The organism is Neptunomonas japonica JAMM 1380, assembly GCF_016592555.1.
Taxonomy (GTDB): domain Bacteria; phylum Pseudomonadota; class Gammaproteobacteria; order Pseudomonadales; family Balneatricaceae; genus Neptunomonas; species Neptunomonas japonica_A.
Window position 1 is genome coordinate 2,869,558 of sequence record NZ_AP014546.1, and the last position, 22,371, is coordinate 2,891,928.

The 22,371-nt window shown below is 41.6% G+C and carries 23 protein-coding genes; 7 read left to right on the top strand and 16 right to left on the bottom strand.

All coding sequences use genetic code 11. From position 1 onward, the window contains the following. The first annotated feature begins 34 nt into the window (after positions 1-34). Positions 35-1,411, top strand: coding sequence for a methyltransferase domain-containing protein (locus NEJAP_RS13395; protein ID WP_201347715.1), 1,377 nt, complete (start codon positions 35-37; stop codon positions 1,409-1,411). 12 nt (positions 1,412-1,423) lie between these two features. Here the strand turns inward: NEJAP_RS13395 and NEJAP_RS13400 are convergent, their stop codons facing one another. The 3 genes from NEJAP_RS13400 to NEJAP_RS13410 form a co-directional block, all read right to left on the bottom strand. Further along, entirely contained in the window at positions 1,424-3,613 is a 2,190-nt protein-coding gene (locus NEJAP_RS13400; RefSeq protein WP_201347716.1) for a tRNA(Met) cytidine acetyltransferase TmcA, read from the bottom strand. A gap of 5 nt (positions 3,614-3,618) precedes the next feature. After that, positions 3,619-4,362 (bottom strand): GGDEF domain-containing protein, encoded by a 744-nt coding sequence (locus tag NEJAP_RS13405; protein WP_236591144.1) that lies wholly within the window; start codon positions 4,360-4,362, stop codon positions 3,619-3,621. A gap of 88 nt (positions 4,363-4,450) precedes the next feature. Continuing rightward, on the bottom strand, positions 4,451-5,056 hold the full coding sequence (locus NEJAP_RS13410; RefSeq protein ID WP_201347718.1) for a DUF924 family protein: 606 nt from the start codon (positions 5,054-5,056) through the stop codon (positions 4,451-4,453). 242 nt (positions 5,057-5,298) lie between these two features. On the opposite strand from NEJAP_RS13410, the gene NEJAP_RS13415 reads away from it, so the two are divergent. From NEJAP_RS13415 to NEJAP_RS13425, 3 genes are read left to right on the top strand one after another with little or no spacing between them, the layout of a single operon-like run. Further along, positions 5,299-6,141, top strand: a complete 843-nt coding sequence (locus NEJAP_RS13415) for a hypothetical protein (protein WP_201347719.1) — start codon at positions 5,299-5,301, stop codon at positions 6,139-6,141. Beyond that, a complete protein-coding gene (locus tag NEJAP_RS13420) occupies positions 6,138-6,761 on the top strand; it encodes a glutathione binding-like protein (protein WP_201347720.1) in 624 nt (207 codons plus the stop codon). Before NEJAP_RS13415 ends, NEJAP_RS13420 begins: the two co-directional genes overlap by 4 nt. Positions 6,762-6,776: 15 nt before the next feature. Continuing rightward, complete coding sequence (locus tag NEJAP_RS13425; RefSeq protein ID WP_201347721.1) at positions 6,777-7,223, top strand: YaiI/YqxD family protein; 447 nt, start codon at positions 6,777-6,779, stop codon at positions 7,221-7,223. 39 nt (positions 7,224-7,262) lie between these two features. On the opposite strand, the gene NEJAP_RS13430 is transcribed toward NEJAP_RS13425, so the two are convergent. Next, entirely contained in the window at positions 7,263-7,838 is a 576-nt protein-coding gene (locus NEJAP_RS13430; protein ID WP_201347722.1) for a DUF1285 domain-containing protein, read from the bottom strand. Positions 7,839-7,996: 158 nt separating this feature from the next. On the opposite strand from NEJAP_RS13430, the gene NEJAP_RS13435 reads away from it, so the two are divergent. Next, positions 7,997-8,950 carry a hypothetical protein gene (locus NEJAP_RS13435; protein ID WP_201347723.1) on the top strand — a complete coding sequence of 318 codons (954 nt, stop codon included), beginning with the start codon at positions 7,997-7,999 and terminating at the stop codon, positions 8,948-8,950. Between the two features lie 16 nt (positions 8,951-8,966). Here the strand turns inward: NEJAP_RS13435 and NEJAP_RS13440 are convergent, their stop codons facing one another. From NEJAP_RS13440 to NEJAP_RS13455, 4 genes are all read right to left on the bottom strand, one after another. Next, positions 8,967-9,716, bottom strand: coding sequence for a retropepsin-like aspartic protease family protein (locus tag NEJAP_RS13440; protein WP_201347724.1), 750 nt, complete (start codon positions 9,714-9,716; stop codon positions 8,967-8,969). After that, on the bottom strand, positions 9,717-10,091 hold the full coding sequence (locus NEJAP_RS13445) for a translation initiation factor Sui1 (protein WP_201347725.1): 375 nt from the start codon (positions 10,089-10,091) through the stop codon (positions 9,717-9,719). A 10-nt stretch (positions 10,092-10,101) separates the two neighbouring features. After that, positions 10,102-11,424, bottom strand: coding sequence for a deoxyguanosinetriphosphate triphosphohydrolase (locus NEJAP_RS13450; RefSeq protein ID WP_201347726.1), 1,323 nt, complete (start codon positions 11,422-11,424; stop codon positions 10,102-10,104). Positions 11,425-11,522: 98 nt separating this feature from the next. Further along, positions 11,523-13,214 (bottom strand): methyl-accepting chemotaxis protein, encoded by a 1,692-nt coding sequence (locus NEJAP_RS13455; protein WP_201347727.1) that lies wholly within the window; start codon positions 13,212-13,214, stop codon positions 11,523-11,525. A gap of 302 nt (positions 13,215-13,516) precedes the next feature. On the opposite strand from NEJAP_RS13455, the gene NEJAP_RS13460 reads away from it, so the two are divergent. Continuing rightward, on the top strand, positions 13,517-14,089 hold the full coding sequence (locus NEJAP_RS13460) for a peptidylprolyl isomerase (RefSeq protein WP_201347728.1): 573 nt from the start codon (positions 13,517-13,519) through the stop codon (positions 14,087-14,089). 78 nt (positions 14,090-14,167) lie between these two features. Here the strand turns inward: NEJAP_RS13460 and NEJAP_RS13465 are convergent, their stop codons facing one another. The 5 genes from NEJAP_RS13465 to NEJAP_RS13485 are packed head-to-tail and all read right to left on the bottom strand — an operon-like array spanning position 14,168 to position 17,722. Further along, on the bottom strand, positions 14,168-14,623 hold the full coding sequence (locus NEJAP_RS13465) for a YiiD C-terminal domain-containing protein (protein ID WP_201347729.1): 456 nt from the start codon (positions 14,621-14,623) through the stop codon (positions 14,168-14,170). After that, the gene (locus NEJAP_RS13470; protein ID WP_201347730.1) at positions 14,623-15,186 is read right to left on the bottom strand and encodes a nitroreductase family protein; all 564 of its coding nucleotides are present in this window, start codon (positions 15,184-15,186) and stop codon (positions 14,623-14,625) included. The genes NEJAP_RS13465 and NEJAP_RS13470 overlap by 1 nt, the downstream gene beginning before the upstream one ends. A gap of 9 nt (positions 15,187-15,195) precedes the next feature. Next, positions 15,196-16,020 (bottom strand): NADPH-dependent 7-cyano-7-deazaguanine reductase QueF, encoded by an 825-nt coding sequence (gene queF / locus NEJAP_RS13475; protein ID WP_201347731.1) that lies wholly within the window; start codon positions 16,018-16,020, stop codon positions 15,196-15,198. After that, positions 16,020-16,793, bottom strand: a complete 774-nt coding sequence (locus NEJAP_RS13480) for an ABC transporter permease (protein ID WP_201347732.1) — start codon at positions 16,791-16,793, stop codon at positions 16,020-16,022. The genes queF and NEJAP_RS13480 overlap by 1 nt, the downstream gene beginning before the upstream one ends. Then, positions 16,790-17,722, bottom strand: coding sequence for an ABC transporter ATP-binding protein (locus NEJAP_RS13485; RefSeq protein ID WP_201347733.1), 933 nt, complete (start codon positions 17,720-17,722; stop codon positions 16,790-16,792). Before NEJAP_RS13485 ends, NEJAP_RS13480 begins: the two co-directional genes overlap by 4 nt. A 411-nt stretch (positions 17,723-18,133) precedes the next feature. Between NEJAP_RS13485 and NEJAP_RS13490 the strand changes: the two genes are divergently transcribed. Beyond that, complete coding sequence (locus tag NEJAP_RS13490) at positions 18,134-18,529, top strand: PA2817 family protein (protein WP_201347734.1); 396 nt, start codon at positions 18,134-18,136, stop codon at positions 18,527-18,529. Between the two features lie 130 nt (positions 18,530-18,659). Here the strand turns inward: NEJAP_RS13490 and NEJAP_RS13495 are convergent, their stop codons facing one another. The 3 genes from NEJAP_RS13495 to NEJAP_RS13505 are packed head-to-tail and all read right to left on the bottom strand — an operon-like array spanning position 18,660 to position 22,311. Then, positions 18,660-20,690 carry a diguanylate cyclase domain-containing protein gene (locus tag NEJAP_RS13495; protein WP_201347735.1) on the bottom strand — a complete coding sequence of 677 codons (2,031 nt, stop codon included), beginning with the start codon at positions 20,688-20,690 and terminating at the stop codon, positions 18,660-18,662. Between the two features lie 18 nt (positions 20,691-20,708). Continuing rightward, on the bottom strand, positions 20,709-21,899 hold the full coding sequence (locus NEJAP_RS13500; RefSeq protein ID WP_201347736.1) for a TonB-dependent receptor: 1,191 nt from the start codon (positions 21,897-21,899) through the stop codon (positions 20,709-20,711). Next, on the bottom strand, positions 21,886-22,311 hold the full coding sequence (locus NEJAP_RS13505; RefSeq protein ID WP_201347737.1) for a hypothetical protein: 426 nt from the start codon (positions 22,309-22,311) through the stop codon (positions 21,886-21,888). Before NEJAP_RS13505 ends, NEJAP_RS13500 begins: the two co-directional genes overlap by 14 nt. Positions 22,312-22,371: the final 60 nt, after the last annotated feature.

Consider the following 22,371-nt stretch of genomic DNA (forward strand, 5'->3'; position numbering starts at 1 on the left):
AAATGCATCCCAAATTCACTTTTGATAATGCGCGATGAAACAGACCGACCAAACTATCAGTAAAGCGATGACGTTACTCAATCAAGGCAAGTACGAGTCAGCACAGATAATTTGTAAAAGAATTATTGCGCGTGCACCACTGCATTATCAAGCAAATTTACTGCTAGGTGTCATCGCTCTCAACACTCATAAACTCAACATTGCAGAAAAGCACTTACAACTTGCCCAGAAAAGTGCAAAAAGTAATCACGACAAGGCACAAGCGCTTAGTAACTTATCACTGTCCTTGAGCTACCAGCAGCGATTTATTGAAGCTTTAGAATATATTAATCAAGCGCTAGGCCTTAAACAACAAGCTATTTTCTACTGCAACCGTGCAAATATTTTTGAGCAGCTTTCACGCTGGTCAAAAATGCAGGAAGACCTGATAAGCGCTATTTCTATCGATCCAAATATTCCAGAGGCTTATATTAGTTTAGCGCTAGCTAAACGACACCTGAATGATTCAGTTACAGCCTTGGAGCTATTAGAGCAATGCCCTGAATATACAGAACAAGACTGGCTCAATGAGTGGGCTTTATTAAACGGCATTAATAACCGTATAGATAAAGTAGGGGAACAACTTAGTGTGTTAAGCCTTAGCGATGATGCCATGATTTCGCTCGGAGACTACGCACTAGAGCAGAACTATCCTGACATCGCACGTGCGCTCTATTTGTTAATGCTTAAAAAATGCCCTAATCATGCCACTCTTAATCACCAACTCAATGCATTACAAGGTATTCCTTCCACACAAGCACCACTGGAGTATGTTAAATCTTTGTTTAACAGTTGTGCTGACCAATTCGAAGACCGCCTAGTAAACCAGCTCCAGTACACTTTACCAGATCTGCTAGTCACACAATTAAGCGACTTTTTACCAACCACGGCTATATCTGTGGTTGACCTTGGTTGTGGCACCGGATTACTCGGTAAAGCTTTATCATCTAAAGTATCAATCTCTTCACTCACAGGTGTTGATATATCAGAAGCCATGCTTGAGCATGCGGGTAAGAAAAAACTTTATCATCAGCTTGTTCACGATGATGTTCTGAGTAGTCTGCAAGCCACTAAAAACACTGATCTTATTATGGCCGCCGATGTGCTGATCTATATAGGTGAGCTTACCTCACTCTTTAACCATGCCAACCATGCACTAAAAGATAACGGCATCTTTGCGTTTAGTATTGAGTCTTGCTCAACGTCTTGGCGGCTAGACCAATCCGGGCGATACCAGCACAGCGCTGATTATATTCGCGCTTTATTAAATGAAAGTAATTTTTCGCTAGAACACTCAGCTATATGCGATCTTCGCTTAGAAAAAAACCAATCCGTTGCAGGAGAAATTTTCATTTTGAAAAAGCATGGATAACTATATGAATGGCTATCTAAATAACTCATTAAGCAGGCCTTCTTGCTGAGCTTGCTGATAAAGTAACCCTGCCGCCAAACGCAGCGAGCTCAGTAATACTTTACGATTTTGTAGACCGGTATGATCAATTATTTGCTGTTCACTTTTTTGCTGAATAACGCGCTCTTCGATCAAGCATTTAATCTGCTCATCAGTTGAATCGATATCCCAAAGATATCGATATTGCTCGGCCAAGCGAGCAAAAATGTAAGCACTGCTTTCATAAGCTCGATAGTGAAATGCAAAACCGGATAAGTCATGCCACTCTTCATGCGCTAAGCGGGTAAATTCAACAAGCACGGGACGCTGAACACGGGCTAAAATATTGCTATCTAGCGTCTGAAGCCAATCACCCTGCAAATACAGTAAGCGTTTTTGAAACTCACTTTGCCATGCACATATCGCCTGATTAGCATCAGTTGACAGCCCCTTAAGCACAAGAGTCGCATAAGAACCACTAACAGGATCACACTGAGTGCCAACTCTAGTCACTTGATACCCCTCAGCATGCCAAAAATCAAGCAGTGGGGCTGTTACGGCAAACGAGGCCCCAATCATATGGTATTGGCTATTTTCTACCGAGCGTTCAATTGCATGTAATAATCCAGCAGCTATCCTACTACGCCGGTATTTATCACATACAGCAATTCGAACAACTCGCAGCATAGTGAACTCAGCTGCGTTTAGATAGCCCTCTTGAGCAACCAATAACTGGGGAAGCAAGTGCCCTCTCGGCCTGCGCCGTCCTTCCCATATATGTTGTATAAGCTCTTCTTCAAGCCCTCCTTCCTCAGCGACAAGACAAGCCCCAACAATTTGTTCAGCTGATTCCGCAATCCAGATTTGTAAATTAGGACTATCCAGCATAATTCTTAGGTCGCCAGGAGTTGTCCGATAATGCGCGTTGATCATTAAACCAAACAACGCCTGAAGCTGGTCTGGATTATCAACAAGCCATTTGGGATCAATAGATCGATACTCCACTAATGGCCGGCTTTGTCTTGCTACTTCTTCTGGTATTTTGCTACTCAGGGAACCTGCATCCAAAAACAGGAGCTTGTTAATAAAAGGCTCTAACGGATCGCACTCAGACCAACGAATGGGCTTCTCAAGCGTAAAACAATGTAATGCTTTGGCTTGGTGTTGAAGAATAGGAAAAAACCGCAGAACAAAGCCTTGCCCGGTTCCTTCATAACCTTGAGTCGTCGTGGCAAAAATTATTTTTGAATATGTCTCTAAAAAGCCAGTTAATAAGTGCACGGGAATTCCGGCAGCTTCATCCACCAACAAAATATTCGCTTCATTGTGTGCACTAATAACATCCACGGGTTGCTGGAATGTTAAAGACGCTCGCTGCTTTTCTTCAATCACTTGATAACGCGCCCGATGAAAGCCCTTAGCAGACGCGGCATGTTCAAATAAGCTATCAAGCGCATCAGCAGAAGGCGCTGTCACAACCACACTACGGCCTTGGCCTAGCAACTGGCGCGCTATTATCCCCAACGCAGCAGACTTACCTCTCCCCCTTGCAGCAGTTAATACACAACACTGCTGTCCAGAAAGCGCAAAATACTGAGCAATTTGATCAATAACCTTATGTTGATCAAGCAGCCCCACATCTGCTGAAACATGAGATAATGAAGGCGGTAACCGCGACAATAAACCATCGACTTGATCAAAGCGTGAGAGGAAACGCTCTTCATTAAAACAGCGCTTCATATGCTCAAGAAAGTAATTCCCCACCTGTAAACTTGTATAGGGCTCAACACGTAATCGTTGTTTCTCGGGATCATCAAAAAAATCAGATGATTCAGGAGGTGAACTCAAAAAAACAAATAGGCCACCGCCTTTTAGCAAACCCGAAACCTGGCCTAACGTATCAGGATTAATACCACTAAAGCCATCATAGATCAGTAGATCTACTTCCTGTCCTAATAAACGATGTGCTTGATGAACAGGGCAAGTAACCAAGCCTTCCCATTCACGAGATGAGATAACAATACAGCACAGGGAATTATTGCTTTGAATAAATGTAAGCGCTTGTTCTGCTGTCCATTCGGGGGAGCCTGTTAACCAACAGGGATAACGAACATTTCCTTGCTCTGCCTGAAGCATCAGCCGAGCAAGAAGCGCATGAACACTATCTGGTGCTGAGCAATACATATAGCTCAGTAAGAATAAGTTACTGAAGGATTAACATGCTGTTCTGCATCTGCGCAAACTTGGTTTCCACCGCGCGTCTTGGCATTAATCAATAGCTGTTGAACGCAAGCAGTTGCTGCTTCACTGTTTAAATCAGATGTTGGTTGAAACGTGCATAAACCGATACTCACCGGGTGCTTAATGTCTAACTGTTGGAGCCCTTTCAAACACCGGTCAGCTAACTGTAAAACTAACTCATTAGTGGCAGGTAAAATAAGACCGAAGGTCGTTACATCCACTTTCGCAACCATATCACCAGGGCGGCAAACAGCATGAATAAGATTCTGTGCCACTTTAACGGCATCATCTTCTTCCAGCTCCTCAATATCAAAGCCGACATACATTAATGTCAAAGGAGTGAACTCTCTTACACTGCGACGACACTCGATATCAACTCTCATTGTAAACTCATGAGGGTCAGGTAAGCCTGTTACTAAATCCTTTCCGCTACTAATAAGATCAAGACGCACCTGAAGCTCTTTATACTTCTTTAAAAATCTTATTAATAAAAAAACCAAAACACAAGAAGCAGCTGATAACCCCCAAAAAAGCCATAATAGCGCTTGAGACGATACTAATGCCAACTGAAGAGTGAGCACTGTCAGTAATAGACAAACCGTAATACACACGGCTAGCAGCAGCGGCTTAATTACACCACTTTGGCTTTTCTGTTGATGAGCATCAATTTCATGAAGCTTTATATTCTGCACTTTTGGCAATTCAGTTCCCGCTGTTTTGCAATTCAATAGGGGGTAAGTATAACGCAGATATTCTTACTTCATAACTAGTGCAAAATGCTTATTGCCCCCAACGGTTATGAGACTGGTGTAAATATGCTAACTCTTCTGCTGTCGACTCCCGCCCCAATACTTGGTTGCGGTGTGGGAAACGGCCAAAACGTACAATCATATCGCGATGCTGTGATGCAAAATCAATGGCAGAATCAACCCTATGGCGCTCTTTTAGCGGCACCTCCGTCAATAAATTTTCTAACCGACTAATGCATAAATCCTGATCTTGTAGTGATTCGCTATGCTCCAACGGCATATAGAAAAACATACGTTCAGCAAACTCTAATGCATCATCATGTCCACAGCTAAGACTCTCAAGAACGATAGCTCTAGTAATATGATCTCCTTTAAAAGCTTCAGCCATACCCCGATACATATTACGTGTAAATTGATCGAGTAAAATAACTAAAGCAAGTCTTCCCCTTGGGGTGCCTTTCCAGCCATCTAATTCACCTCGTAGTGCAGCATTAACCTTAGCGCCAAAGAGTCCATCAATTTCTCTATCAAGCTCCGCACCACCTTGCCACCAAATGGATTCCCTATTTGTTAGAGGAAACCCGTTTTCAAGATCGCCAAACCAAAACTGTAACACCTCATCAATGTCGACTCTCATGCCCCTTCCCCGATGAAAAACGATGAATAGTGTGTACGTTTTTCAAAATAAGCGTTTACCAAATAAAAAGTATATTACTAAGCAAAATATACATGCACTTATGTTATATATTTACCTTATTAAGGTTTCATCAACAATACAGCTAAAATAACTATTCTGTGTTTCCACTCTTTATTCAAGATCGAAACTGATTTAGAGTCATGTAATACAATGGATTTTTACATCTATGAGGAATAGGAAAAATGACTCGTATAGTACTAATTTTAGTTCTTTTAGGTCTCATCATAGCAGGCTATTTCTATTTACCTCCTACAGTACCCAGTACGACCGATAGCACCTTAAATACTGAGACACAATCAGCACAAAATGCCAAACCAAGCAAAACCGTCAGTAACAAAGAACGCTCTCAAGCACTCACTCACATTAAAAAAATTACTGATCATTCTGAAAAATCTATCGACGCATCAACAGCCAGCCATTTTGTCACCGAAGACCAATTAATAAAGTTACCAGACACAGCAGACGCTCGCCTTTTAGTTGGAAAAAATGGCGACATCAGTAACAATAAAACGGTACAGACCTTTGGTGTTAGCATTCCCGTGTTCAACCCAAAAAATAATACGCTGACAGACAAAGAGCAACCCACATCTATAACGGATGCTGCATCCATTGGCACTCAGGTTAAATTAAAAGAGCTTTTGGACCAATCAGATAGCAACGGTAAAAAAGTATTTTATATACATGCAGTTAACCAAAAAGACGAACAAGGTATTTGGGGCATCATGCAAGACGGATTAACAGAAACGTTTGCAAAAGGGATAACATTATCGGATAACAAAACTCTCATTCAAGCGACTATTCCAGAAGAAGCAGACGAGACCCTAACAAATAAGAAGAGTTCTTTTCTTGGCAAATTACTTCATGAGAAAGTAGCGACTACTCACATCTATAATTTTCAGCAAGGCCTACTAGGGCAAAACCCAGACTTGATTACACCAGGGCAACAATTGATTATTGTGACCTTTACTGAAGATGAGCTACTCAACGTATATAAACACTACAGCCAACAAGGCCAATCAGAATGATCGACCTGTATACATGGGGAACACCTAACGGCAGAAAAGTGTCTATTATGCTTGAAGCCATCGGTGCAAAATATCAGGCTTTCACTGTTAATATATTAAAAGATGAACAGTTCTTACCCGATTTTATTAAAATCAGCCCCAACAATAAGATTCCTGCCATTGTTGATTCAGAAGGCCCAAACGGCGAACCCATATCACTTTTCGAGACGGGAGCCATCCTGCTTTACCTAGGTGAGAAATCGGGAAAATTCATCCCTACAGAACTCATCAAAAGATATGAGATGATGGAGTGGTTGATGTGGCAAATGGGCGGCTTTGGCCCCTTTCTTGGCCAAGCGCATCACTTTAATCGCTTTGCCCCAAAAGAAGTGCCTTATGCTCTAGAGCGTTACAACAGCGAAGCACAAAGATTATGGCGCGTACTCGATAAACGCTTAGCTAATAGGGAGTATGTCGTCGACCAACTGAGCATCGCTGATTTCGCAATTTACCCGTGGGCAGCACGTTATGAATGGCAAAAAATCACTCTGAAAGATTACCCTAATGTGAAGAGCTGGATGGAAAGAATGCTAACATTAGAGGCTGTTCAAAAAGGAATGATGGTTCCTGATAATAATTAAATTAACGGAGTAATTATGCACATTTGGGTTGATGCAGACGCCTGCCCACGCGTCATTAAAGATATTCTATTTAGAGCTGCAGAACGCACTAGTACAACAATGACATTGGTGGCGAACCAACTCATTAGCACCCCACCCTCACCATTAATTAATGCTATTCGTGTACCTGCAGGCTTTGATGTGGCCGATAATTACATTGTGCAAAAGCTATCGGCTGGCGATTTAGTTATTACCGCCGATATCCCCTTGGCTGCCGAAGTAGTTGAGGGTAAAGGTATAGCCTTAAACCCACGAGGAGAGCTCTATACACTCGAGAATATTCGACAGCTGCTTTCTATGCGTGACTTTATGGACACATTGCGTAACACCGGCGTTGAAACAGGTGGGCCGAAGTCATTTAATGAACAGGATCGTAGAACATTTGCTAATCAGCTAGATAGCTTACTCGCTAAAGTCCGATAGGAAACTGATCTTTTAAGGCCTTAGCTTAGGGCACGAAAATTACTCAGCATTGCCTAAAACGTAAGTCTCCCCTGCGCTATTAACCACAATCTGTGTAACACCCTCACATAGCTCCTCATGAGCCTTTTCCACGAGAGTGTAAAAAACTGAACGACTGATCAGGCCCTCCATACCAAATCTAACATAGAGATACGGAGACGGCTCTCCAGTTATAGGGTCTGTCTCCACTCGAATAGGGTTACCTGCACTGGCTATAACTCTATCTCCTGTAAGACTGATAAAGCATAACGCCTCACCAAGCGCATGAGCGACCGTCTCTACATGAATAAAGTGAAAAGGAACATCATCAACTTGAATGCCTATTTTTTCGACGGGTGTTTTAAGAAAATAGGCCTCATTTTCTTTCCATAATACTGTCGCAAATAATTTAACCATTGCAGGACGACCAATGGGCGAACCGTTATACAACCACTGGCCATCGCGTAATATGCGTATATCTATATCGCCACAAAAATCTGGATGCCATTTATCCACTGGTGGCGCTCCCTTTCCCGACGCTGTATCAATTTGTCGACTGACTTCTGCAAAGTCAAAAGTTGGTTTGGTTACATCCATTATTCGCTATTCCTACTTTGTGCATATAAGCCATCATCTATCCTCCATTAAATTATCTCAACTTATATCGAAAAAATTTCATCTATTCATACAAACACATGAATCCTATTCACTGTTAAACTAGCTTCATATTAACGATTCTCACGCGCTAGGCACTTATGAACCCATCATTGAAAGACCGTTTCTCAGATCCACAGCGTGGTGTTTACTTTATTGGTACAACACCACCTAGGGGCAACACACCCTCTGATCAAGTTAGCGATATCGCCGACAAACTACTGGGGCGCCTTTCTGCTATCGACTTTGATGGTGTTATTGTCTATGACATACAAGATGAAAGTAGTCGAATTGATAAACCCCGCCCATTTCCTTTTATGCAAACACATGACCCCCGAGATTACTCGCGGCTGATTCGTGAAAAGTCGCAACACCCTGTTATTACCTATAAAAGCGTTTCTCAACGAGACCGACACGATTTTGAGCAATGGTTAGAAGAGGCATGGAACGACTACGGAATACGCGATATTGTCATGGTGGGCAGCCCATCTTCAGAAGGTAAAGTCCAACTATCACTGAATGATGCGTATGACGCCCTCCAAGAACACCAGTTAGACTATAATCTTGGCGGCGTCACTATTGCAGAAAGACATGCTAAAAAAGGTGATGAGCACCAGAGACTATTGAAAAAAAGCGCTCAGGGGTGTTCATTTTTTGTGTCGCAGGCTGTCTACAACCCACAAGCAACGGTTGATATGTTGAGCCGCTATGCTCGTGAATGCAAAGAAAAAGGCATTTCACCTCAGCGAGTGATTCTGACGTTTACACCTTGCGGTAGCGCTAAAACATTAGAGTTTATGGAGTGGCTCGGTATATCCGTACCAGAGGCAACTAGTTACCGCATTCTGGATGCTCATAACCCGTTAGCAGAGTCTATTCGGATCTGTCGCAGTAACTTAGAACAGATTATTGAGGCATGCATCCCTTTAGGCATTCCCTTAGGATTAAATATTGAGAGTCTAACTAACCGTAAAGATGAGATCGATGCCGCCATTCGTCTCTTCAAATTGCTCAAGGCCACACTTGATTTGAAACTAGCAGAGAATTCACTCTAAGCCAAAGAAGAAAAATTCAAGGCGTGGACTGTGCTTCTTTTAGCAGCACTTCCATTGCCTTGTAACGAATGGGGTCCCATATAATAACTTTCCTATCAAAATCTACTTCATATTTAACATTCATTAGAAAGTCCATTCCTAATAGACCGTCAAATTTACCTCCGGGCGACTTATTATCAATGACAAAAGAGCGGATATTTTTTGCTTTGAAAGGCCCGACTTTTATTCGATCAAACTCTATACTACTAACTTTAATAACTCCCCCTCCAGCAACACGAGCATAACCGGCTGCTTCACTCATTGCATCAAGGCGCGCTAATGCATCACGATGAAATACGGTGCCACTGGCCCCTGTGTCCATCAGCATATGAACCTTGGCCTCCTTACCGTGATACGTCACAGAAACAGGTATCAATACCTGATTCTTCTGTATTTTCACTGGTGTTTCCATCTGCGCTAGCATTCTTTCAAGTCTACGAATTTCTGAACGCACTTTTATTGAAGCAGACACTTTCTTGTTTTTTTCTGAGAAGCGGCCTGTATTATTAACTTCATCAGAAGGCGTCTGGAGTTGTATTTGGGTTTTATATTTTTGAGGAACCTGACTAAGGCTACCAACATAAACGCGTTTGCCACTGTCATCTGTGTATTTATAGATTTCAGCTTGTGACTTACCCATCATCATAAGGAGTAAAATAGCTATCATACTTAGTAAGATAGCTACCATTCTTATTTGCTGACAGCGCCTGCATTTTTTCTTAGGCATTTAACCTCCGGCAAGTTTCACTGTGTAATTCAGCTGTTCAAGTAAAGACTTTATGCTCTCTCGGTGGTCACCCTGAATTTCGATAATACCGTCCTTCAACGCCCCACCTGTTCCGCAATGTTGCTTGAGACGCTTCGTGAGCTTTTTCAACTCAGCATCAACTAGCGGAACACCTGATACAGTTGTTACACCTTTTCCTTTTCGCCCTGATGTTTCGCGCCTAATACGAACAATACCATCTAAAGAAGAAATGCGATCATTATCGGTATTTTCTTGGCAACAGCACGCATCTTTAGATTTTCTGCAATCTGGGCAAACATCGCCGGCTTCCGTTGAGTAAACCAATCGACTTAGTTGATTTTGTAATGAGGCCATATTTTTGATCCTAACGGGATAAACCACCTATTTGTCTAGCCAAATAAGCAGCGTAGTTGTCAGTCATTCCACTGATAAAATCCAGTGCCCTAATATAAGCATGATACAACGACCAACTTGGATCCGGAGCATGAATCCCCATTAAACTCATAATTTTTTCACTTCGGTAGCTTAAGTTCTCCGCACTTCCTTTCTGGTACTGCTCATAAACAGCATGGCAAAAAGCATCTAGTAGAATCCCTAAGCAACTATAAGCACCTACTTCAAGCTCAGTTTTTCTTGTGTCAGGAAACACTTTATTTTTTGCTAACGCTTTAGCTGCACTTAGCCCTTCTTTTACACCCACATCACCATCAAGTAATAGCTCTCCTTGATACTGGCCTGCCATAATTTGTGCATAATTATTCATAAAAGCATCAACAGCAGAATTAACCATATTTTCCATGGCCTTTCCACGTAATGCTGATACCTTACGCCGTGCAGATGCCTGGCTATAAAATATCCCATCCTCAAATTCTAAATCACCACACAACTGTAATAAGATAGGCTTAATCGCATCGAAAGTCAGAATGTTAAGCTCAATAGCATCTTCTAAATCTAATATTGCATAACAAATATCATCAGCAGCTTCCATTAAATAAGCAAGTGGATGACGACACCAACGATTTTTTCCTAAAGACACTAGGCCTAACTCATTACCTAGTTTATTAAGTGTTTCGCTTTCAGTTAGGTAGCAGCTGAATTTCCCTTTTCCTGTTGCATGTTCAGCTGTCCAAGGGTATTTAAGTAAAGTACCTAGCGTAGGGTAAGTTAAACGCAACCCACCATCATAAAGATGATTCTCTATACAGGTAACCACTCTAAACCCTTGAGCATTTCCCTCAAAGGTTTCAAGGTCAAGGCATTCTATCGATGATAAGGGTTGTAAAAACTCGGCTCCTTTTGACTGTTTAAACCAGTCTCTAATGGCATACTCACCTGCATGACCAAAAGGTGGGTTACCAATATCATGGGCCAAACATGCAGACTGAACAATCATTCCAATATCGTGAGAGCTCACCCATTCAGGCAAGCTAGATGTTAGTAACTCACCGACTCTGATACCTAGTGTACGACCAACACTTCCGACTTCAATCGAATGAGTTAAGCGTGTATGAATGTGGTCGTTTAATACTAACGGGTGTACTTGGGTTTTACGTCCTAACCGTCTAAACGCACTGGAGAACACCACACGATCGTGGTCTTTATGGAAGTGACTACGCCCTACCTCTGGCGAAGCTATAGACTCATGACCATAACGCTTTACTGTTAGCAGTTTATCCCAGCGCATCATTTCATTATTCCTTGTCTGTAGCTATCGATGACTTATATTGACATAAAAAACCGGTAACGTGAAATCACACTACCGGCATCGTCTTTCTTAAGTAAAACTTATACTTTAAACTGATTTACTATTCTCATTAAGCGCTGCTCCAGTGCAGACATCTCTTTGGTTGTTGCTGACAAGGCATCAGCATTACTAGCTGAATGCTCTGCTATATCGGCCACTTGTTGGACATTCTGGCTGATTTCATCTGCGACTGCCGTCTGCTCCTCAGCAGCACTAGCTATCTGCGTATTCATCTGTGTGATAGTGCTGACAGAACCCGTTATAACACTTAACGACCCGCTGGCTTGTGCTGCTCTTTCTACTGTTGCAATACTTTGAGCTTTACTGGTATCCATCACGCCAACAGCTTCTCTTGCTCCTGTCTGCAAACGTTCAATCATGCTTTGAATCTCTTGTGTACTCTGTTGAGTTCGGTTTGCTAATGTTCGAACTTCATCAGCTACAACAGAGAAACCACGCCCATACTCACCTGCACGAGCAGCCTCAATAGCGGCATTTAACGCAAGTAGATTAGTTTGGCCTGCAATCTCTTTAATAACATTCACAACAGTGCCGATTTTATCGGCATCAACATCTAGCTGCCCAATAACATCCGATGCTTTATTCACATCATCTGATAAAGCCTGAATAGCAACGATAGTGTCTTCAACTATTTTTTGCCCGCTCAGTGTTTCATTATCCGCTTCTTGCGCCGCAGACGCTGCGCCAACAGCATTTCCAGCCACTTCTTGTGCAGCAGCGGCCATTTCGTGCACTGCAGCAGCGGCTTGTGCCGTTTCATGTCTCTGCTTTTGAACATCAGTATGTGTTTTAGTAACGACATTATTCATTTGCACTGTCGATTTTGAAAGGTCCGCTATTCCACCTTTTAAATCAATCACCAAGCCTTGAATTTTATCTGCAAAGTCATTGAAGCCCTGCGATACTTGTCCCACTTCATCCTCGGACATAACTTTCAAGCGACGAGTTAAATCTCCCTCACCTTGGCTAATGTCTGTCAGCGCTTCTGCAGTATCGCGTAGCGGCTGAGTTACCTTGCCTGCGATATACAAAGCAACGAACACGAAGAAAATGAGTAACACGATACCTGTTCCAGCAATAAATACTTGAGTTTTCGCCATATTAGAATCAATACCCTGCTGAGCCGCAGCGACTGCATCATCGATATCATCGATATAAAAGCCTGTTCCTAGCATCCAACCAAATTTTGAGATGCCTAATGCATAACTCAGTTTTTCTACATCCATATTTTTCGAAGGCTTACTCCAGAAATAAGTAACATAGCCACCACCTTGTTTAGCCTTATCAATTAGCTCTTTAATAATATAAATACCATTTGGATCTTTAAGGCCCATTAGATTCTTACCTTCTAAAGAGGGCTTTGGCCTCATAGCAATAGCGGTCCCTGAATAGTCATAAACAAATACATAGCCATCATTTTTCTCCCCATAAGTGATTGATCTAAGTATTTCTGCTACTTTATTCTTGGCCTCAACATCATCTGCTCCAGAAGCTTTATCAGTAATTGATTTAACCGCTGTATACGCCATATCCATATAGGCTTTAGCTGTTTCTTGCTTTGAATCCATCATGGTTGAACGAATAGCAGCAACCTCATGCACACCCATTTCTTCTAATTTCACTTTTACTACTAACATGACGACAAGAATAGCCACTACCAGTGGGATAATCGTTAGCAATAGCATTTTATGTTTGAGCTTTAATGCACTCATAGTAGGAAGCCTCAACTCGCATTGTTATTTTAGTTAAGATTGTAAAAATCACACAAAGGCGCAAATGCTCTAATAACCAAGATGTAGGAGAAATCCATCTAAAAATGCTCCCTATACCAGACCTTTGTTTAATACATAAGTCGTGCTTTCACAATTCTTATCAATAGTTTAGTCAACAATATTCAAAACACATAAAACAGATTAGACTTTATAGTGACTTAGATCGCATCTTCACTATTCGACACCACTCATTTATTTTAAACTGGCTTTTTTATTCATATCTGAAAGGACAAATTGACGCCATGCTCACTCAGCTCAATAAGTTACTATTAATTACTTTTATCTTTCTATTCAGCCACTTTTCATACGCTCAAAACACATCGACCAACCCTAAGGTTGTACTTGAAACAACCGCTGGCAGCATTACGATCGAACTATTCTCGAACGAAGCTCCTGTGACGGTAGAAAATTTCTTGCGCTATATTGATGAAGGCTTATATGTTGATACGCAGTTTCATAGAGTTATCAGCGGATTTATGATTCAAGGAGGGGGGTTCACCAAGGACCTGAAAAAAAAGCCAAACCATGCACCAATAAAGAATGAATCATCAAACGGGTTAAGTAATAAACGCGGCACGATTGCAATGGCGAGAACTCAAGACCCTAACAGTGCAACCAACCAATTTTTTATCAATTTAGTCGATAACCTCAACCTTAATCAGGTTGGAAATCGTGCGGGATATACAGTTTTTGGTGAAGTGAGTCAGGGAGTAGAAGTGATAGACAAGATAGGAAAAGTAAAAACAACCACACGCTCACGTTACCGTAACGTACCTGTTGAGCCCATATTGATTTTAAGTGCCAAGCGTCTTTAATTTTTTCCTGTTCGATATAAGAATTAATGTACCTATTGATCACCTTTGTTAGAAAACTAGGTGATCAATAGCCACCTGCTAGTCACGAATAACGGCAACATAGTTACCTTTCATGCTTAACGCTGTAACCCCATCCTGAATAATAAACACGTCAAGTGCTAAACGGGCACGCCCTTTTTCCTTTAAACGTGAAAGGAAGCTATCAAGTTCAAGTGCAGAAGGAGTATCTACTTGTGCATGAAAATCACCTGTGACGGGGGCAAGGTAACGCATTTCACAGTCACGAATCATGACATCACAATCCAATGCTTGTTCTTTCAACAATAAGGTTGTTAAGCACCACCCAGAAATCGTTGCCAATGTGGCTAACGATCCACCAAAGCCCGTTCCTTTATCATTAACATTTGGCGCTAACTCAGCCGGTAACACTAGCTGCTTACCGTCATACGTAAGCTGGCCTAATCCCATATGGTTTAACAACGGTATTTGCGTTTTAAGCCATTCTAGAAATCCTTCTGAATGCTGGGTAGGCATTAGCTTTTCCCACTCCAAGTAGAGAAAACATGCTCTACATTATTTTGGCTAACTTCACGCATTCTTTTTGCTGTCCCAAGATAAAGAAAGCCAATAACTTGCTCATGAGCCTGCAACCCCAACCCCGCTTTTACAACAGGGTCAAAAGCCATCTCACCGGTTCTCCACATAGCACCTAAACCCTGAGCGTAAGCTGCTAATATCAAGCTATGAGTAGCGCATCCGGCCGTTATCACCTGCTCAACTTCAGGAACTTTAAGATGCTGCTGTATATTAGCTATCGCCACTACAATCATTGGAGCACGCATTGGCTTTTTTTGAAGCTTAGCCGCTTTGTCCTCTGCAAGAGCATTTCCTTTAGTACGTATAGCTTTTACAAAAAGTTCACCTAAATCATTTCTAGCATCGCCTTCAATTACCAGAAATCGCCATGGCTGAAGCCCAGCATGGTCCGGTGCTCTTAGTGCTGCATTAAACATCACATTTAACTGCTCCTTAGAAGGAGCAGGTTCAAACAATACCGGCGCAGATACTCGGTTATGCAACAGTTCAATAGCGTCCATATTCGTTCCTTATTGACGACTTAATCTAAGGTTGAGAGGTTTAACAGGCTCACTACTACGCACAGGATTAATGTCTAACCCACCACGACGCACATACCTAGCGTAAACCGTTAACGACTCAGGCTGACAACGCTGCCAAATATCCATAAAGATATTTTCAACGCATTGCTCATGAAAATCACCGTGCTCACGATAAGAAATAAAGTACTTCAGTAGTCCTTCCCGATCAATTTCTAAACCCGTATATTGCACTTGAATAGATGCCCAGTCCGGTTGCCCTGTTACAGGACAATTTGACTTAAGCAGATGACTATACAGCGCTTGTGTTACCTTGTTTTTACCAACGCTCAGCAAATGGGGCGCCGGCTGGTAATCATCAACCGTAATATCCAACTCATCCAGACACTCTCCTTCAAAACGGCTTAAATCTGGCATTTGATCGGGATGATATAACTCCACCCTTACAGACCCTCCAGCAGATGCTGATAAATCCTTCTGCATCTGATTTATAACACTGTCATCACTATCAAATCGACTTAAATTGAAAGAGTTCAAATACAACTTGAATGATTTTGATTCAACGATACTTTGAGAGTTTGCCGGAATAAAAAAGCTCGCGATCCTAACAACAGGCTTCCCTTTGAGATTCAACCAAGAAACTTCATAACCGTTCCATATATCTTCACCTACAAAGGGCAACGAAGCCCTCTCAATTCCGCGATTTTTCCAGTTCAAATCACGCTGAATGGGAAACAAAAGGTCTGGCGTATATTCGTTAATATAAACAGTACCACTACCTAACGGCGACTGGTCAAGAACATCTTGCTCACTCATTATTGACGAATCCCCTTACCCATATTCAACAATTTTAATGCCACTAAAAACAGCACTACATTAAATAGAACTATGACGGCAAACGCGAACCCCACATTAATATCACTAACCCCTAGGATCCCATAACGGAATGTATTAACCATATAGAGAATAGGGTTTAACTGAGAAACGCCCTGCCAAAACTCTGGCAATAACTGTATAGAATAAAACACCCCTCCCAAATAAGTTAGCGGCGTTAATATGAAAGTAGGAATAATTGAGATATCATCAAATGAGTTAGCAAAAACCGCATTGATAAAGCCCCCCAATGAAAACAAAATAGATGTCATTAGCACCGTTGCTATAGTCACACCCAAGCTATGGACCTGTAACTTGGTGAAAAACAGGGACAGCAACGTAACAATAAAGCCAACAGCAAGGCCTCGCGAAACCCCGCCTAATACATAACCCGATAAGATCACCCAATTAGGAGTAGGCGACACTAATAACTCTTCAATGTTTCTCTGAAACTTAGTACTGAAAAATGAAGAAACGACATTCCCATATGAGTTAGTTATAACCGACATCATAATTAGTCCGGGAACGATAAACTCCATATAGTTGAAACCTCCCATTTCACCGATTCGACTACCAATCAAGTTCCCAAAGATAATAAAATATAAAGTCATTGTGATAGCTGGAGGAAGCAACGTCTGTGCCCATATACGTGTAAAACGCCTAATCTCTTTTCTAACAATAGTACTAAAAGCAATCCATAACTCTTGATGACTCATACGCCTTTCTTCTCCAGATTTTTTTCAACCATGGAAACAAATAACTCTTCCAGACGGTTCGATTTATTACGCATACTCGTCACCTCGATATTTTGGCTTTTTAGCTGAGCAAATAAACCGTTCAAACCTTGCCCCTTGTTGACCTGAACAACCAGTGTATGCGGGTCTTCAAGACGAGCTAAGTAGCCGTCAATCACAACGTTTTCTGCCTGATCAGGCTGTACGTCTAAAATAAAGGTTTCTGTATTCAACTGCTGAAGAAGCGATTTGATAGACGTATTATGAACAATTGATCCATGATCAATAATGGCAATATTTCGGCACAAGCTTTCCGCCTCTTCCAAATAATGCGTTGTTAAAATAATGGTCGTACCAGCCTCGTTTATTTCCTGCAAAAATGCCCACATGGAACGGCGCAACTCAATATCAACACCTGCGGTAGGTTCATCCAAAATTAGCAACTTAGGTTCATGTACAAGCGCACGAGCAATCATCAAGCGTCTCTTCATGCCACCAGAAAGCATCTGAGCGCGACTATCGCGTTTATCCCATAAACCAAGCTTCTTTAGATAAAATTCAGCTCGTTGTTTTGCAAGATCAACTGGAATACCATAATACCCTGCTTGAGTACGTACAATATCGCCAACTTTTTCAAACATATTAAAATTAAATTCTTGCGGAACCACACCTAGACTACGCTTGGCTGCTGCTTTATCTTTCTCAAGATCAAACCCAAAAATTTCAACCTGCCCACTGGTTTTATTGACTAAAGACGAAACGATACCCAACGTTGTTGACTTACCTGCGCCATTTGGTCCAAGCAATGCAAAAAAATCACCTTGTTGAACATCAAATGAAATTCCTTTAAGAGCTTCAAAGCCATTACCATAGACTTTACGCAAATCTTTAATTGATAGCGCTATTGTCATTTTTCATAATCCTAGTTATTAAATCAGCACGGGAGGGTAAATAAGATACTTTCAGCATATCTGATATTATATCAGGTAAAAACAGCAGTTTGAAAAACGCAACAGAGTTATCCCAACGGCAAAGCAGCTATCTCTTACCCCTATAGCGCCCTACTAAAAAAACAATATTATATATTGAAATCCCTACTTTTTATGATGAAACCTCAATCAAGGTAGCAAGCTCTGCAGCTGTTTAGCGAATAAAGATTACAAACCCATTAATTTCAGTCAGAACATCTCAGCAATAACCAACATGAATAACTCGCTAAATTCTCTTTAGCCTAACTAGCTATATAAGATAGCGAAATACTACCTCTAGCTGCTTAACCTCTCTCCCGCTACAATGCCCCTCTGAATTTACCGGAGACACGAATGACAGCGTATCAATTTCATCACCTTAACTTCTTGAAGATTGCTTATAACAACTTTATTAAGCAAGAGCCATTCACGCTAGAAAACATCTCTAAAGAAGATGAACAGTTCATACTGGATTTTCAGCAACTCGTTAAAGACTTTGAAGAGGGTTCTGAAGAGGTATACACCAACGGTGAAGCAGCCCTTGAACGCGCCTTTAGGATGTATCCTGAGATAGCACACTTGATCGCTCGTGATTTGCTGTGGTACTTCGGAGGAAGTTGTCTTCACAACATGCCGGACCATGAGATTGAGAACTTCCAACGCCTTGATGAACTTCGCTTTGAAGCAGAAGAGAAAGGCGAAGAGTTCGACTATCTCAATAAAAGAGCAAGTGTTTTCGGCCAAAACTAATAGCGCTTAGGTAAAAGCCTGCTTAGGTTTCAGGCAGCAAATGGGAGTCGATTTACTCCCTTTTCTTAACTAACTCTTTGACTTTAACTTCAAACGAAGTATTTCGGATACCCCTTCGCACAGGCACACGCTAGTGTTGTGCTAATGAAGCCTCTTCTACAGAGTATTCAAAGTTATTTATACCTTCTTCTTTTGATAAATACATTGACATCTCTGCACTTTGGACCAACCCAGCCACATCGCTAGACTGGTTTGGAAAGGTGCTAATACCAATATTAATACTCACTTTGAAATAGCAACCGTTAATGAAGAAGGGCTCCTCAAAAGCGGTTATGAGTTTCTCAGCAACACTCCCAGCATTGCCTTTAGTTTTAATGTTGTTAAGAACGATCATAAACAGATCATCACTAAAACGAGCCACCAGATCATCGCCGCGCAGGCAACTAGAAACACGCTCTGAAACGACAGAGAACAACGTCACATTGCCATCTGCAGGGTCCATCAATAGATGACTATCAGTGGATTTTTTCACTTCACAACACATTACAGCTAATGAGCTTCCATTTTCCAAATTGCTTGCCATCATTTCAGGCAGCAACTGTAAGAAAAGATGTTTATTAGCCACTTCAGTTACCGGATCATGAAAGGCTAGCCAGGCCAGTCGCTCTTCAGCTTTTTTATTCGAAGTGATATCAATACCAATAGAAAGAATGACGGGGTGATCCACGTTACTTTCCATATTCGTATGAATCCAGTATAAATGGCACGTTTCTCCTTTAATATCTGTGCATCTAGCTTCAAAACAAACTAAGTTTTCACGCCCTATGTAAAGCTTATTAATACCATCTAACGCCGTTCTGTTATGACTTCCAACCAAGAAATGATCAGAGAAAATATGCTCCGGGCGGTCTTTAAGCTCACCGAATAACTGCTTGGCAAGCTCATTCATAGTCAACACTCGCCCATTCAGGCACTGAGTTAACACAATACTATTAGCGTTCCCCATCAAATTAGCGACGGTATCTTTTTCATAAACCTGGGCAGAGACACTAGCTTTAGAAGGAGGTATCACTTGTAGCTCTTGATTACTCAAAGAAACCCGCTCCTCATTTCTTACCATACATAGCTGGCGTATTTTGTCGATCTCATCAGAAAAAGCAGACTTAGCAAGTACGTTCTGAGGATGTATCAAAGACCTTGAAGGTGCTTGTTTCAAGATAAATCTTAACCGCTTAACAACACACTCAACTAACATTCCTATTATCAAAATAAGAATTGTACTGGCAACAATCATTCCTGCTTTATACTTAAATTGGACTTTTTGTAATCGATCTACATTTTGTGTTTTATCGGCTATAAGTACCCATACGGTTTCATCGGATTGAATGCTACTAGGCACGGTAAAAAAAACATCATAACTATGGCCAAACGCACGTACCGAATACAAAGTATCAAGAACAAATTTAGGCTCAGTCTGGCTTAATAAATTTAACAACTGGATATTTTGGTTTTTTTGCGTCATTTGAGTAAAAAGTAATGGCCAATTGGTCACTGCAGGCTCACTTTCTTTAATCTTTTTAGCAATACCGATATCTACACCGGTTAACTGCTTAAAATCTAAAACCGTTCCTTGTATCACTCGCCCAACGACAAGAACACCACTGACACTGCCATTACTTAACAACGGTATCGCTATATAGTGCGAGCACTGCTCTCGACAAATCAAATCCCGAACTGGGTATTCCTGAGCAATCGCTTTTTCTACTATAGTATCAAAAGAGGAATGAACTACTCCCCATGTCATGATTAACTCACCCTTTGGGCTAAACAATACAGCGCTATCCAATACCCCTTGAGCTTCTAATTGCGCAAAATCATAATCAAATACTATCTGAACATATTGATTTTGATCTGAGCCAGACGTTTGGGTTAGCGCTGTAATCGTTTGCGCGACTTCTAATAACTTGTGGTAGGACGTGGTCAATGAGCCATTCAGTGCTTTAAGGTTTGCGGCATGAGACTCACTACGCGTTGCTTCATGTTGGTGTAGTAGCTGTTGATTAATATAACCATAAAGCAGCACATTAATTACAATAACTAAAAATGCTAACGGAACGAGTATTTTCCAACGCAGGCTTACAAAAGCAGGTCGCAGAATCATCCTTGCTTAACTCCTTTCTTAAAAACGATAAGCTGCCTGCAAAAGGTAAAGGTTCCAGTCTTTTTCAAGCTTGCTAGCATCCAAGTTATCCTGTATTGCCAACCAGCCGGCCCCCTTAATACTATGCCATTCAGCACGGAAGCTCATATTAGGTGAGGCCTGCCACCCAATACCTAACGTATAATCTTTTGTCCATTGAGAATAAGCTGGCCGACTAGAACGCTGTTCAGCCTTAAAACCGTTCCGATCATTTTTATTAAGAAAAAACACATCATAACGCAGCATAAAATCCCAATTTTTTGCGAAGCGATACTCTGCTTGTAAATAATAAGACTCCGAGGTACTTTTTCCATTTTTCTCAAAAGCCCCGCCTAAATCACTTCTATCTACGCTTAAAAGCATATATTCCGCAGTAAAGGATAAGCTTTCGGTATTATACTGCCCACCCAAAATGGCAACATCAATACTCACCTTCCCATCGTTAAGCCCCAATTCACCGATGGGACCAGGGTGATATATTAGGTCAAACTGGCCTAAGGTAACCCCCATGACCCAGGCATCAGCACCATCTACGAGGGAAACCCGTGATAGAACCCCTAGATCATCTTCAAATTTTCCGGAAAAATCAGCTCGAAAATATCCGTATTCAGTATTAACACTTTCTCTTGGGCGGCCTATAAGAAAATCTATATCTATACGCATACCCGCAATGGGAAAATTGCCATAAAGCATCATTCCATCAGCTGAAAGTTGTAACTCTCTTGTCGTATTAAAATATATTGATTGAGGTAAGGCGATAGATGGCCTTGTAAAAGCTACATCCCGCGTTTCATTATAAAAACCATAAGGTAATTTCACCCTACCAATACGTACGCCATATTCACGAGAAACATCAGAAGATAAGCCAAAGTCTGCAAGCAAATAATCTAACTGCAGCTCACCATTATCCACTGCCCCAAATTTTCGAGACATCACTTGACCCGCAAGATGTAGCTGACTCGTAGCACGCCATGTTGCATGCACTGCCAACTCTCGAAAATCAGAACTTACTCTCTCGCTACTCTTGCCGGAAAAGTTATTATTATCTGTTCGCGAAAGCCCCTGAGTTAGAACCCCCCCCCAATACCAATCAGACAAACCCTCTTGCGCTAACGTATTGCAGGAGACAAATAAGAACATCCATAAAAATAACCACCTACTGTATTTCAATGATCTTTACCCCTTTCAACAAAGGCAAGCTATTGTCATCCATATAACCTACAGCGCCTTTGGTACTTTGAACACGTAACAGCATCTCCTGAGGCGAAGAAACCAATATAGGAGGAAAACCAGCACCACTGAAAACAGAACGATCCCAGATCATCCGTAACTGATACGGAAACATACCGAGATTAGATTTCACAAAGGAACGATGAAGTGGGTGCTTGTCTGTTAATACAAAAACGCGTATTGGCTTTTGATCAGGCCAACGAGAGGAGCGCATAGAAAAAACTGAGCGCAATCCTTGCGAAGAGATACTGCTAATAGCTACGTCTGGATGCGCAATAACGATACCTGCTTGCGATACCTGTGGTAGCGCCAGTAATATTATAGCCAGGTGTTTTCGTAAATTGCGCGTCACTACGGTCCCTCGTAAGGCGACAAAATAAATAGAAGTGCCATATAAGCGGCTGATTATATA